Source organism: Pseudoalteromonas sp. P1-11 (assembly GCF_001399995.1).
Lineage (GTDB): Bacteria > Pseudomonadota > Gammaproteobacteria > Enterobacterales > Alteromonadaceae > Pseudoalteromonas > Pseudoalteromonas atlantica.
Window position 1 is genome coordinate 1 of the sequence record NZ_LJSP01000017.1, and the last position, 14,688, is coordinate 14,688.

Annotated in this window: 11 protein-coding genes; 3 read left to right on the forward strand and 8 right to left on the reverse strand. The window is 41.6% G+C overall.

The window, feature by feature from the left end:
• Positions 1-101 precede the first annotated feature (101 nt).
• Complete coding sequence (locus AN390_RS18070) at positions 102-752, reverse strand: M48 family metallopeptidase (protein ID WP_085065543.1); 651 nt, start codon at positions 750-752, stop codon at positions 102-104.
• Between the two features lie 309 nt (positions 753-1,061).
• On the opposite strand from AN390_RS18070, the gene AN390_RS18075 reads away from it, so the two are divergent.
• Both AN390_RS18075 and AN390_RS18080 read left to right on the forward strand, forming a co-directional pair.
• Positions 1,062-4,394 carry an MHYT domain-containing protein gene (locus AN390_RS18075; RefSeq protein ID WP_055255629.1) on the forward strand — a complete coding sequence of 1,111 codons (3,333 nt, stop codon included), beginning with the start codon at positions 1,062-1,064 and terminating at the stop codon, positions 4,392-4,394.
• 9 nt (positions 4,395-4,403) lie between these two features.
• The gene (locus tag AN390_RS18080) at positions 4,404-5,399 is read left to right on the forward strand and encodes a two-component system response regulator (RefSeq protein WP_055255630.1); all 996 of its coding nucleotides are present in this window, start codon (positions 4,404-4,406) and stop codon (positions 5,397-5,399) included.
• On the opposite strand, the gene AN390_RS18085 is transcribed toward AN390_RS18080, so the two are convergent.
• A complete protein-coding gene (locus AN390_RS18085; RefSeq protein WP_024034220.1) occupies positions 5,396-5,824 on the reverse strand; it encodes a VOC family protein in 429 nt (142 codons plus the stop codon). The genes AN390_RS18080 and AN390_RS18085 overlap by 4 nt on opposite strands.
• A gap of 1 nt (position 5,825) precedes the next feature.
• Positions 5,826-6,482, reverse strand: coding sequence for an HD domain-containing protein (locus AN390_RS18090; RefSeq protein WP_004589186.1), 657 nt, complete (start codon positions 6,480-6,482; stop codon positions 5,826-5,828).
• Between the two features lie 140 nt (positions 6,483-6,622).
• Between AN390_RS18090 and AN390_RS18095 the strand changes: the two genes are divergently transcribed.
• Positions 6,623-7,813 carry a class I SAM-dependent methyltransferase gene (locus AN390_RS18095; protein WP_054983075.1) on the forward strand — a complete coding sequence of 397 codons (1,191 nt, stop codon included), beginning with the start codon at positions 6,623-6,625 and terminating at the stop codon, positions 7,811-7,813.
• A 106-nt stretch (positions 7,814-7,919) separates the two neighbouring features.
• Here AN390_RS18095 and AN390_RS18100 read toward each other — a convergent pair whose 3' ends face one another.
• From AN390_RS18100 to AN390_RS18120, 5 genes are all read right to left on the reverse strand, one after another.
• A complete protein-coding gene (locus tag AN390_RS18100; protein WP_004589184.1) occupies positions 7,920-8,216 on the reverse strand; it encodes a PilZ domain-containing protein in 297 nt (98 codons plus the stop codon).
• 9 nt (positions 8,217-8,225) lie between these two features.
• On the reverse strand, positions 8,226-8,606 hold the full coding sequence (locus tag AN390_RS18105; protein WP_024034218.1) for a PleD family two-component system response regulator: 381 nt from the start codon (positions 8,604-8,606) through the stop codon (positions 8,226-8,228).
• Positions 8,607-8,680: 74 nt separating this feature from the next.
• A complete protein-coding gene (hrpA, locus tag AN390_RS18110) occupies positions 8,681-12,568 on the reverse strand; it encodes an ATP-dependent RNA helicase HrpA (protein WP_055255631.1) in 3,888 nt (1,295 codons plus the stop codon).
• A 95-nt stretch (positions 12,569-12,663) separates the two neighbouring features.
• Positions 12,664-13,698, reverse strand: a complete 1,035-nt coding sequence (locus AN390_RS18115; RefSeq protein WP_055255654.1) for an isoaspartyl peptidase/L-asparaginase family protein — start codon at positions 13,696-13,698, stop codon at positions 12,664-12,666.
• A 245-nt stretch (positions 13,699-13,943) separates the two neighbouring features.
• Positions 13,944-14,651, reverse strand: coding sequence for a SapC family protein (locus tag AN390_RS18120; protein ID WP_004589180.1), 708 nt, complete (start codon positions 14,649-14,651; stop codon positions 13,944-13,946).
• Positions 14,652-14,688 lie beyond the last annotated feature (37 nt).

The following is a 14,688-nucleotide window of genomic DNA, read 5'->3' on the forward strand; positions in this document are numbered from 1 at the left end:
CTCAGCCTTCGCTGGTTCGAATCCAGCTCCCTCCACCACTTCTTATCTTCAGTATCCTTTTCTATACCTTTTTCATCACTATTTAAAACTTCATTTTTAGACTAATTATCAAATACCCACTGTAATGTTGCCCCGTGGTTTTTAAGCCATGCTGATGCAGATTTATAATCGGGATAAAAGTTAGCTACGTGCTTCCAAAAAGCGCTGCTGTGGTTCAAATACTTTAAATGAGCCAATTCGTGCACAATAACATAATCAATTATATGATGAGGCGCCCCAACAAGGTTAAGGCTAAAGGTTAGCTCTCGCCGAGAATTACAACTCCCCCACTTACGTTTATAACTTCCAATCGTCAATTTAGTCGGTAATGCTTCTGACATCTGTTGGCAATAATAAGCTAAACGCATTTCAATGTAGTTTGTTAGCGTTTCTTCAAGGGCAAGGCAAAGTAACTGCTTGCGTTTTTCAGGCTGTTTTTTTACTCGATTAGAAGTGTAAATAGTAAATACGCTATCGGATTGCTGAACATGCGAGCGTGTCCCTTTTGCAAAAGTAATGGTATATGGCTTAGCAAAAACCATTATTTGCTGGTTTTTAAACGGGTGTTGTTGAGTATCAATGGCGTTAAGTTGTTTATGCAATTGCGCAGTTACCCACTCATTTTTACTAAACAGCCATTGTTCTATTTGTAGTTTTGGCACGTGTGTAGGCGCATAAACAGTAACTAATTTTTGGCTAACTTTTATTGCCACTGTTTTACGCCTTGCACTGCGTTTTAGCTGATACTCAAACAAGGTGTATGCTCTAAATATAAATAAAAGCGTATTATAAAGCCTTATTTAATCAATGTAGTTATTTAGCGATAAATAAATGGGCTCAGTGTTTATTATTATTTTTATTTACGCAAAATCACGTCTTATTAATAAAGTACGCTACGCATGTTAATACTTTAATGCTAAAAAGTAACCTCGCTGATTTATAATATAAATTATTAGATTAACAGTTTATTTATAAAATAAATCTATTAAACTAGTTCAATAAAGATACTAATTTGAGCCACTATGCTGTCTGCATTTTTTATAACCGACCACGATCCGAGCCTCATTATCAACGGTGCATATAACCCTATACTGGTTAGTTTATCGGTCATTACCGCTATTTTTGCTGCCTTTTTTACGATCTGGTTGGTTGATGTAGCAAAGCAAACGCAATTCGAAAGCTATAAACGCTTAGCCAATGTGACCGGTGCCACTGTTTTATCGGCCGGTATTTGGAGTATGCATTTTATAGGTATGTTGGCCTTTTCGTTATGCACAGAAATACACTACGACCCAATCATTACCGTTTTGTCTTTTTTACCGGCGTTTATTGCATGTCAGTACGCTTTTTCGATTTTAGTAAAATCGCAAGGGTCATACAAACACCTTATTATTTGCTCTATTTTACTAGGCTCAGGCATTGGTACAATGCACTACAGCGGCATGGCAGCAATGGAGCTGGCCCCGTTACTACGTTACGATGCAATCATATTTGCTTTATCAATTGTGGTCGCTGTTGGTTTATCGTTCATAGCACTTTTTACGCGTTATCATTTAACGCGTTTGCTACCTAATTTATCACAACTGCAAGCGCGCTCTATTACCGCTGTTATTTTAGGCTCAGCGGTGGCTGGTATGCACTATATGGGTATGGCTGCTACCCGCTTTGTTGCAACCTCTCCGCTTTTACCCGATTACGAAGAGTCAACCACTGAGCTTGCTTTTGTTGCTATTGCCGTAGCTACCGCGACCGTTGCTATAACCTGTGTCATTGCAGTTATAAATGGCATGGTTAGATACCGCTTACTGCTTGAGGAAAAATCGGCGGATGAATCTCGACTAAATGCTATTTTAGGCACTGCTATTGATGGCATTGTGACTATAGATCACACCGGCATTATTTTGAGCTTTAACGAAGCTGCCAGCAAAATTTTTGGTTGGCGAGAAAACGAAGTTCAAGGTCATAATGTAAAAATGCTGATGGCCGATGAAATCGCTCGCCACCATGATGGCTATTTGTCTCACGCCAAAAATGTAGATCTAGGAAAAGTAATTGGTATAAATAGGGATGTGTCTGCCAAACACAAAGATGGCCACCTTTTTCCTATTCGCTTAGGTATAGGGGAAGTTAATCAGCCAGGCCATATGCCGTTATATGTTGGCTTTATCACCGATTTAACCGAACAACGCGCTATGCAGCAAAGTCTTATTGAAAAAGAGCAAAAGTACCGCTCTTTAATGGATAATATGCCTGGCGCTGCTTTTCGCTGTAAGTACGACGAAAACTGGAGCATGTTATTTATCAGCCCAACAGTGGCTGAACTAACAGGGTACACGCCAGAAGAGTTCACAGAAAGCTGCATAGAACTTAACGATCTTATTTTGAAAACAGATCAGCCAACGGTAAACGAAGCCGTAGCGCAAGCCATGACCTCAAGTTTAAAGTACTCGGTAGAGTATCGTATTCGCCACCGTAACGGCAAAGTTGCCTGGGTATTAGATAAAGGCAGTATTACCTGTGATAAAGATAATAACCCGCAGTGGATAGATGGGGTATTGGTTGATATTACAGAACAAAAAGAATACGAAGACAAACTTGAGCAGGCAAAATTGCAAGCTGAAGAAGCAGCGCACGCTAAGCAATCTTTTATGGCTAATATGAGCCATGAGATCCGCACGCCGATGAATTCTATTATCGGTTTTAGCGACCTACTGATGGACACTCCGCTAAACCAAGAACAGCAAAAGCACTTGGTTACAGTTAATAATGCGGCGCGTTCATTATTAAGGTTACTTAACGAAGTGCTTGATACCGCAAAACTTGAGCGCGGAAAGCTAACTATTGAACCCGTTCACTTTAGTTTAAAACAAGTACTCGATAGCATTATTTCGACATTTTGGCTTGAAGCAAAAAAGAAAGACTTGCGTTTAAAGTTGAACATTAAAGATTCTGTTGCCACAACTTACTATGGCGACCCAGATAGGTTAAGGCAAATTTTAACTAACCTCATCGGTAACGCCATTAAATTTACCGAGCAAGGTTCGGTTGAGCTAACTGTAAGTACTACGCAAACTGATCAGCTCTTTTTTGAAGTGCAAGATACCGGCATAGGTATTGCCAAAGACCGTGTTAAAGCTATATTTCAGCCGTTTGTTCAGGCCGATGGCACCACTACTCGTCGCTTTGGCGGTACAGGCCTTGGAACAACCATTAGTAAACAATTAGTAGAGCTAATGGGCGGCACTATAAACCTAGTCAGTGAAGAAAACAAAGGTAGCTGCTTTTACTTCTCTTTACCGCTTAAACAAGGCGATGCAGAAAAAATAGACCATTTCGATGGCCTGCACACTCAATTACCATCGCTAAGGGTACTTGTGGTGGATGATATTGAGCAAAACACCGAGCTGCTTTCGTTATTACTTTCTAAAGATCAACATTTGGTAAGCAAAGCAAGCAACGGTTTAGAGGCTATTGCAATATTCGAGAAACAAGATTTTGATGTCATCTTAATGGATATTCATATGCCTGAGTGTGATGGCATAGAAGCAACCACAAAAATTAGAGCCATAGAAAAGCAAAGGCAGCTTAAATTTACCCCCATTATTGCGTTAACGGCAAGCGTCCTACAACAAGATAAACTCACAGCTAAACGTGCTGGCATGAACGGCTTTGCTAATAAGCCGATAGATATAAATCAGCTTAACCAAGAAATTGCTCAGGTGCTTGGCTTAGGTATTGCTAAAGATATGGTTATTAGCCAATCAGACCCTGAGGCTAAACACATCGACTTTGAAAAAGGTGTGATGCTTTGGGGTAATAAATGCAAGCAGTTAACCGAAATTGCCAAATTTATAAATGACAGCAATAAACGATTTGATATTTTATTTAACAGTAAGTTATCTGAGATTAAAGACGCCAATAGCCTGATACATACCCTTAAAGGGGTCGCCGGTAATTTAGGCCTAACAACATTAATGACTTTATTAGCCAAGTTAGAGCGTGAGCAAACTTCTGAGCAATCTAAAGCGTTAGTAACACAAATAAAAGACGAGTTAGAGACAATAACGCAATTAATATCAGGCGATGAGTGCGCACAAATAACGCCTGCAGAGAGTGAAAATACTGAGCAAAAAAGCACGCTAAACGCGGCTGAATTAAAGTCACTGTGTGAAACGCTGCACCATGAAGCGCAAAGCGCCGAGCTCAACGATGATTTGCTAGCGCAGCTTGAAAATAACGCCCCTGCACACTTACAAACTCAAATAAATGAGGTTGTAAACGCATTTGATGAATTTGACTTTGATCAGGCGCAACACGTGCTAGACGGTCTAATTAAAGAGTTTACCCAAGAATGAGAATATTGAATGGATTTTAGCAACGACAAACCTCGTATATTAATCGTTGACGATGAACCTGCTAACTTAAAAGTCATGCGAGAAGTATTAGGTAATCAATACCGTATGTCTTTTGCTAAATCGGGCGCTGCAGCACTTGCGCTACTAGAAAAAGAACAGCCTAAACTTATATTACTCGATATCATGATGCCCGATATGAATGGCTTTGAGGTCTGCGAAATACTTAAAAGCACACCCGCGCTTTCGCATATCCCAATTATTTTTGTAACGGCTTTGGGTGATGAAAGCGATGAGTTTAAAGGCTTTGAACTCGGTGCTGTTGATTACATTACTAAACCTATTAGCCCCGCGATTGTGCGCGCACGTGTTAAAACGCATTTATCGCTTGTACAAGCCGAGCAATTAAAGCAAGCCCATGTTGATTTAGTACATCGGTTAGGCCGCGCTGCAGAGTACAAAGACACAGACACTGGCGAGCACATTGCTAGGATGAGCCAATACAGTAAATTATTAGCATTAGAATTTGGCATGGGTGAGCAACAAGCAGAGCTACTTCGCCAAGCAGCCCCTATGCACGATGTAGGTAAAATAGGTATTCCGGATGCTATTTTATTAAAGCCTGGGCGATTAACCCCTGACGAATTTGACCACATGAAACAGCACGCGGCTATTGGCGCGCAAATTTTAGCAAATTCCTCATCACCGCTATTACAACTTGCCCATAAACTGGCTATAGAGCACCACGAAAAGTGGGATGGCAGTGGCTACCCTAATGGTTTAAAAGGCGAACAAATATCGGTTGAAGGGCGTATTGTGGCTATTGCAGATGTATTTGATGCCCTTACCTCAAAACGCCCGTATAAAGAGGCTTGGGGTGTAGAAGAAGCGCTTGAGCATATGCAAGCACAAGCGGGTAAACACTTTGACCCCCACCTCATCAATTTATTTGTAAATAAGCTAGATGCTATAATCGCAATTAAAAACGCATATCAAGAGCAACACTAAGTATTGCGCGTGCGTGAGCCTTGTTTTACATCACCATATACCGCTTTTATGTGCGGGTAGTCATGAGAGGTTATTTCGTGGCTATTCCCACTGTTATCTTTAAAATAAAGCGAAAACGTTACACTGTGATCGGCCAGTACAGTTTTTATGTTTAAGCCATTTAAATAATCAACCCAACCAATAAACTGTGCACCGGTGGCTGCAAACGCAATACCTTTGCTTCGCCCTTGTCCTTCAAATAACGCTAAACGCGTTGTTTTTGCGCTATCTTCAAGTGTGAGTGGCCCTTTGCCATTTTCATCCCAAAAGACAAGCTCTTCAACTACGCTAAAGCCTAGTACCTGCTTGTACCACTTTAGCGCTTCTGGGATGTTTTCAACATTAAGGTGGCAATGATCAATGCCCGATAATAAAGGAGCACTCATATTATTGACCAATTTCTGATTTTAGCTGCTCTAAAAACGCATACATATACTCTGTGCGTCGCTCTGCTTCAGCTTTAGCTGAGGGTGTATTCATGCTCTTAGCAATATGGAGCAATTTAATAAAAAAGTGATCAAGGGTATAGGTTTTATCATCTGCTTCGCGGTTAACACAAAATGGGTCATCAGGGTTATACAGTAAGCGGCTAATAGAGCCCCCTACTTTCATACAACGGCTAACGCCTATTGCACCGAGTGCGTCCATTCTATCGGCATCTTGCACGATTTGCGCTTCTACAGTTTTAACCGCTATATTGGCGCTAAAGCTATGGGCAGCAATAGCATGATGAATATCATCAAACAAACATGCGTCGTAGTTAATTGATTTTAAAAACGCAATGGCTTTATCTGCCGCCATGGTAGATGCTTTTGCTCTATCCGGATGGTTTTTTGCCACCGCAACACAATCGTGCATCCACGCCGCCGGCAAAACAATATTCATATTGGCTTGCTCGGCGTGACATAATTGAATGGCAACACGCACTACGCGTTCAATATGTGTTATGTCGTGTGCCACATCGGCATGTATTAACGAAGTAATAAATGAGCGACATTGAGAATCAAGCTGTTGTAACTCAGGGCTTAAAGCAGTGTTGGCCACAGTGATGTTCCAAAAAACTAATTTATATGAGAATTATCCGTACTTTAACGTGCTTTACACCTCCCTTGCAAAACATTCATTGTATGTTGCCCTATGCTTGACTAAAATACAGCGCTTATTTATTACAACTGAGAAGCCTTATGTCATCTGCCGTTTACCTACAAGCTGGTCGCGAAAAATCATTAAAAAGAAAACACCCTTGGTTATTTTCAAAAGCCATCAAAAAAATTAAAGGTAAACCAGGTCTAGGTGACACGGTCACCATTCACGACAGCGAAGGTAAATTTTTAGCCACCGCTGCTTATAGCCCTCACTCACAAATAAGAGCGCGTGTGTGGAGCTTTGATGAAAAAGAAGTAATAGACCAACACTTTTTTGAGCGTCGCTTACGCCGTGCTTTACATGCCCGCGAGCATGCGATAGCCGAAGGCGGTTTAACTGGCTTTAGGTTGTGTGCTGCTGAGTCTGACTACTTGCCAGGTGTAACCATTGATAAGTTTGATAACACCTTAGTTTGCCAATTACTAAGTGCCGGCGCTGAGCGCCATAAAGGTGAAATTGTAGGCGCGTTAATGGCTATTTTTCCTGGCGCAAATATTTATGAGCGCTCAGATGTAGACGTGCGCACCAAAGAAGGCTTAGAACCTATTAAAGGTGTACTGTGGGGCAACGAACCTTCAGAGCCGGTGGTTATTGAAGAAAATGGCTTAAAGCTTGAAGTAGACATTTTAGAAGGTCATAAAACAGGCTTTTACCTGGATCAACGTGATAGCCGCGCAGCACTTGAGCGCTTTTCAAAAGATAAAACCGTATTAAATTGCTTTAGCTACACAGGTACTTTCTCACTTTACGCACTACGTGGTGGCTGTAAACACGTCACGAATGTTGATGTATCACAACCAGCACTGGATACCGCTAAGCGTAACGTAGAGCACAATAACTTAGATTTAAATAAAGTCGATTTTGTAAAACAAGATGTGTTTAAGCTATTACGCCAATACCGTGAGGAAGGCAAACAGTTTGACACTATTGTGATGGACCCACCAAAATTTGCAGACAACAAAGCGCAGCTAACCGGTGCATGTCGTGGTTATAAAGATATAAACATGATTGCTATGCAAATATTAAAACCAGGCGGTACATTACTTACCTTCTCGTGCTCTGGATTAATGGAGCAAAACTTGTTTCAAAAAGTGGTAGCAGACGCTGCGCTAGATGCAGGTAAAGAGCTATTGATTATGGAGCGTTTAAATCAAGCGGCCGATCACCCTATTGCTGGCAGTTACCCTGAAGGCTTTTACTTAAAAGGCTTGATTTGTAAGGTTTACTAAAAATTATTGTTATTACCTACAAGGACGTAGGTAATAAAATCGAACGTTATTTTACACCCGCAATAGCAAAAGCCAGCCGCTAGGTGTTTATTCAATTCAATTCAATTTAATTAAACTGAACTATTTCTAATCCTGCGGTAATGGTGCCATCATCTTCTTTGCTAGCACGTATAACTTTAGCCGTTGCATTTAAAGAGGCAATACTTGGGTGAGTCGATTCTATATTAACCTGTAGCAAAGTATCGAGCTCAAGCAAGTCATCTAAATGTAGTGATAACCCAGTGGCACTTAAATCAACACATTCTGCGGTATAATTTAGCCCAGCAACTGGCTCTATTGTTGTTAATTGCGCAGGAGTATTAACCTGCATACGTCTAAAATTGCGCTTATCTTCAGTAAACATGCATCACCTTTAAACAACCGTGTTTATTTGCTCAAATAAAGTACCCATCGAAAACGGTTTTACTACATAGGCATCACACCCTGCATCAAAGCCAGCTTGCTTTTCCGAGGGCGACTCTAAGCCCGAAACCATAACAACAGGTATATTTTTAGTTTCAGGCGTGTGCTTAAGCATCCGACATGTATCATACCCATCGAGGCCAGGCATACATACATCAAGCAAAATAATATCCGGCGGGTTAGCAATGGCAGACGCCAAACAGCTTTTACCCGAGTCAGCATAACTAACATCAAATTTTGAGGTCAGGGCAGATTTAAGCATTTCATAATTAAAATACTCGTCATCTACAACTAACAATCGCTTAATCTTATGTTCAACCGATGAGGACATAGGTATGTCGCTTCCTTCTCAACCAAAAATAAATCCTTCTATTAAGGTACTAAGCTTAATAGAAAATGCAAGTTTTATTCTATCTCTTTTATCGCATTCATAACGCGTTTTGCAGAAATAGGATATGGGGTACCTAAGGTTTGCGCAAACAGTGACACCCTAAGCTCCTGCTGCATCCAAAAAATAGCGTTTACCTGCTGCGGAATAGGCAAGCCTTTTGGAATTTTATTTACGAGCTTTTTGTACTCTTGCGCTACTTTTTCAAGTTCTAAAACGCACAATCTATCGCGGTTAGGATCAACAGGCAGTTTTTCTAAACGTTTTTGAATCGCTTTTAAATAACGAATTAGGTCCGGCATTTTATTCGCACCGTGAGCGCTCACAAACCCTTTGAAGATAAGTGACTCAAGCTGTGATTTTATATCGCCATGGGCAGTTATCATAGTTAAATCGACACGCCCTTTCATTTTTTTATGTAACGCGTGGGCAATGCTTAAAACTTGTTCAACCTGTGTGGCAATTTCTACCACAGCATCGCCTAGTTCGCCCCTAATTTGCTCTTTAACTTTATCAAAAGCGTTTTCATCGCGTATATCGCCATGCTTTATTAATAAGCTGTCTACGCCGGCGGCAATACAATCGTCAATTAAGTCTGCAATTTTCCCAAACGGATTAAAGTACAAGCCCAGTTTGGCTTTATTAGGCAAGTTTTGCTGAAGGTACTTTATTGGCGACGGCACATTTAATAAAACTAAACGCCGTAAACCTTGCTGATGCGCTTGCTGGGCTTTTTCTTCACTATCAAAGAGCTCAATTGCCGCTGTGGATTTTTTATCTACCAGCGCTGGGTAAGCTTTTATTTCGTATTGGCCTTGTTTTTTAACGTACGAGGCAGGCAAAGCGCCAAAGTCCCATTGTGTTAAATCGGCTTTTTCAATGCCTTTATCGGCCACCTTCGAAAGCGTATCGGTTACTTTGCCTTGCAGCTGTGCTTTTAGTTTTGCTAAATCTAGTCCGCGTGCAAGTAATTTATCGTGCTCATCACGCACCTCAAACTGCAACCTTAAATGAGGCGCCAGTGCGTTTAGATCCCACGCTTCTATATCTACTTTTACGCCTGTCATTCTTAGTAAGCGTGTAGTAAGTGCATCAAGTAAGCTGCCTTGCATAGGCTCAATGGCTGCCAGTACAGCATCAGCGTAATTGGGAGCAGGTACAAAGTTACGACGTAACGACTTAGGTAACGATTTAATTAAACCACTTATTAGCTCATGCCTAAAGGCAGGTATGTGCCAATCAAACCCGGTTTCTTGCACTTGGTTTAAAAGTGCTACCGGTATTTGTACAGCCACCCCATCAACAGCTTGTCCTGGATCAAAATGATAGCTCAGCGGCAAAATAATATTATCTTGCTGCCATGTATCAGGGTAATCAAACTCAGTAATATTACTTGCACCGTGCTGCATAAGCTCTTCACGGGTCATGTATAGGTAGCGCTTGTCTTTTTGCTTTTGAGTTTTATACCACTTAATAAAGGCTGCACGGTTGTTGATTTCTTTAGGTATTTTTTTATCGTAAAATTCAAATAACTTTTGCTCATCAACCAAAATATCGCGACGTCGCGATTTATGCTCAAGTACCTGAATATCCTCTATTAGCTCGCGGTTGTACGCTAAAAATTGCTCATTTAAGCCAAGCTCTTGCTCTACAAGGGCGGTGCGTACAAACAGCTCACGACTAACTTTAGGGTCTATATTGCTATACACACAGCGGCGTTTATTAACCACCAATAAGCCGTACAAGGTTTGTTGCTCGAACGCGATAACAGCGCCTGGTTTTTTCTCCCAATGCGGCTCAGAATAGCTTCGTTTTACTAAATGCTGTGCAAGGGGCTCTACCCAATTAATATCTATTTTGGCATTAATACGTGCGTATAGTTTACTGGTCTCTACCAGCTCTGCCGACATAATCCATTTGGGGCTCTTTTTAAATAACCCAGAACCCGGAAAAATATGAAACTGGCTGTTGCGAGCGCCTTTATATATTTGCTTTTCGTCTTTAAAGCCTATGTGACTTAACATGCCGCTCAGTAGCGCTTTGTGTATTAGCTCTGAGTCTGCCACTTGCGTGGTGGCTTTAATTTTCATTTCGTTGCACACAGTGCTTATTTGATAAACAATGTCTTGCCACTCACGAATACGCATATAAGCTAAAAAGTCTTTTTGGCACAACTTTCTAAACTGGCTATTTGTCAGCTCACTTTGCTGCTCTTCTAGGTAATTCCAAAGATTTAAAAAAGCAATAAAATCCGAGTCTGGGTCATCAAAGCGGCTGTGTTTTTCGTTCGCTGCTGCGCGTTTTTCTTGCGGGCGCTCTCGTGGGTCTTGAATCGACAGCGCTGCCACAATAATAATAACTTCTCGTAGTGCACCGAGCTTATTAGCCGTCAACACCATTTTAGCTAAGCGCGGGTCGACCGGTAAGCGGCTAAGCTCACGCCCTGATTGCGTTAAACTCGTTTGATGGCGCTTTTTACTCGGCTTAATCGCCTGAAGTTCTTCAAGTAGGGTTAAACCATCGTTAATATTGCGGCTATCTGGCGCTTGCACAAACGGAAACTCGCTCATATCGCCAAGCCCTAATGCCAACATCTGCAAAATAACAGAGGCTAAATTAGTGCGCAGTATTTCTGGGTCTGTAAATTCAGGGCGAGATATAAAGTCATCTTGCGAGTATAAACGTATACAAATACCCGCTTCAACACGGCCACAGCGTCCCATACGTTGGTTCGCACTTGCCTGAGAAATTGGCTCAATAGGTAAACGCTGTACTTTAGTACGATAGCTGTAACGGCTAATACGCGCTGTACCTGGGTCTATTACATAGCGAATACCCGGCACCGTTAAAGAGGTTTCGGCCACGTTGGTTGATAAAATGATATGGCGGCGCGAATGCGGGGCAAATATACGGTTTTGCTCTGCGTTAGATAAGCGCGAGTAAAGTGGTAATACGTCGGTGTGTTTTAAATTACGTTTAGAGAGCGCCTCTGCAGTATCGCGTATTTCGCGCTCGCCATTTAAAAATATGAGAATGTCCCCGGGCCCTTCAGCGCACAGCTCATCTACCGCATCAAAAATACCTTGCAGTTGGTCGCCTTCGGCTTCCATAGCGTCTTTATTTATATCGCTTATAGGGTTATAGCGCACCTCAACGGGGAATGTACGTCCCGACACTTCAATAATTGGCGCATCATCAAAGTGCTTTGAAAAGCGTTCAGGATCAATGGTCGCCGAGGTAATAATAACTTTTAAGTCGGGGCGCTTTGGCAGTAAGTTTTTTAAATACCCTAAAATAAAATCGATATTTAAGCTGCGCTCATGGGCTTCATCAATAATGATGGTGTCGTACTGATTTAAAAAGCGGTCTTGTTGTATTTCGGCGAGCAAAATACCGTCGGTCATCAGTTTTACATACGTATTATTAGAAACCTGATCACTAAAACGTATTTTAAAACCGATTTGTTGGCCAAGCTCACATTTCATTTCCTCAGCAATGCGGTTAGCTACACTGCGCGCGGCTAAACGTCGTGGCTGGGTATGGCCAATAAAGCCATCAACCCCACGGCCAAGCTCTAAACACATTTTTGGTATTTGCGTGGTTTTACCTGAGCCTGTTTCACCGGCAATAATCACCACTTGATTGTTCGCAATGGCGTCTTTAATGACGTCCTTTTTTTGACTTACCGGTAATTGCTCAGGGTACGTTACAGCGGGCAGCTCAGCTAAACGTTTTTCACGTAGCTGCTGGCTGCGGGTAATATCAGCCGCTATTTTTTCAAGGGCATTGGCCTGCTTAGTCTCGTCTTGTATTTTTTTTACGCCATGTAAGCGTTTTTTAAATATAAACTGATCTTTTTTTAAGCACGTTTTAAGCTCGCCAAACAACTGACCTAGGTTTACCACCCGCACACCTTATAAATTTAATAAATGAGGGCTAATAGTATCAAAATAAACGCGCAGCGTTAATCCTACAATCCCTATAAGGCTTATATATCACGCTATTGGTTTTTAAAAATTCCCACAAAGGTTGCTTGCGTGTTCGATTTGCTCGCTCGGTACATCCCCGAGGTATTAAATGGCATACTAATATGGCCTTTAGCATCCACAATAATAACCCCACCTGTACCACCTATAGGCGCAAGTACTTGGTTAATAACCTCATCCCCAGCTTGTTCAATGGTTTTATTTTGATATTTAACGCGTGCACAAATATCACTGGCAACACTGTAGCGAATAAAATACTCGCCGTGACCGGTGGCCGATACCGCACACGAATCGTTTTCAGCAAATGTACCCGCGCCAATAACAGGGGAATCGCCAATGCGGCCAAAGCGTTTTGCGGTCATGCCACCTGTAGATGTACCTGCGGCTAAATTGCCGTTTTTATCAAGTGCCACTGCGCCTACGGTGCCCATTTTATAATTTGTTGGCAGGGCTTTATGCGCAGCTTGGTAGTTTTTGCTGGTTGCTTTTTCTTTTTCTAATTTTTGCTTTGCTTTTAAAAGTGCTTCATAACGGTGCTTAGTATCAAATATATTATTTTCTATCAGCGCAACGCCCTGCTCTTTTGCAAACTCTTCAGCGCCTTGACCACTAAGCATTACGTGTACTGAGTTATCCATTACTAAGCGGGCTAATTGAATTGGGCTTTCTATGTGCTTTACGCCAGCGACCGCACCCGCTTGACGGTTTCGCCCATCCATTATTGAGGCATCAAGTTCATGGCTGCCATCATAGGTGTACACTGCACCGCGCCCAGCATTAAAGTAAGGCGACTGCTCTAGTACTTCAATAGCAGTGGTGATTGCATCTAAACTTTCGCCGCCCTTTTCAAGTACGGTGTAACCCGCTTCAACAGCTTCGGCTAGTTTTGCTCGGTAGGCTTTTTCTTGCTCTGGGGTAAATTTTGCTTTTTCAATTGTGCCTGCTCCACCATGAATCGCTATAGCAAACGGAGCTTGTTCACTTAATGCTTGCGTGCTTAGTGTTAAGCAGCCGCTGGCTAAAACTGACAATAAGAATGTTTTTTTCATAGTGCGCTCTTTTTTAAATTTAGTATTGAATTTACTTTGAATGGTTACACGTATTTTTTCAACTAATATCAACGGCATTAAGTTAGCGCTTTATTTAAGCAGCTAATAAACAGCCTAATAACAAAGCGAAATACGAGGGCGTTATTTCCCTTCATCACCCCTACTTTTTAACCCAATTGGCATAGAGTAAGTTTAATGGCACAAAAAAAGCGCCATCAGGCGCTTTTTACTAAACGTGTATGTAATTACGCGTCTTGCTTAGCTTTTAAACGTGCTAAACGTGCTACTTGGTGAGTAGATGTTAAGAACGAATAAATAGGTGCTAAGTAACCGCGCTTACGAAGCTCTAAAAACTCTTCATCGCTAAGCGAGTTAAGTTTTTTCTCATCGATAAGGTAAATACCGTTGATGTCTTTTTTCTCGCCTTTAATGTCTACAGTTAGCGTTTGCGCTACTAGTAGCTCTTTATCAGCTAAGTATTTAGTGAATGCTTCTGTTACTTGAGAAAACTCAATGAAAGACACTAAAGACTCTTTACGACGCTTTAAGTAGTCAGTTTCTTCACCGTTTTCAAATAATGCGTTACCTTCTTCTTCACCTACAAGCGAGCTTGCTTCGTCAATCACAATACCGTACTGATCTTGCTCAGGGTGCTTTACTAGACCTAATGGGTAACGCGTTGATGCCATAGGCGCAAAAGCTGCTGTCCATTTACCATCTTCTACAAACAGGTTTTCGCCTGGCTCTAGGCCAAACATTGCAACTGCTTGGAAAGTACCGCTTTCGTTGTTTTTAACAAAAGACATTGGGAATTCATTTGCTACGCGTGCAAACTCATGTGCAACTACTGGCACTAAATGTTGAGTTTTCATAAATTCAACGTTAATGCCGTTTTGAATTTTAGTGTTGGCATGCTTTTCGTTGTGTAAAGGCTGTACTTGTTGCTCCGCCATGTTACTGCTCCGTTTATTTTTAATATATATGTTTCAT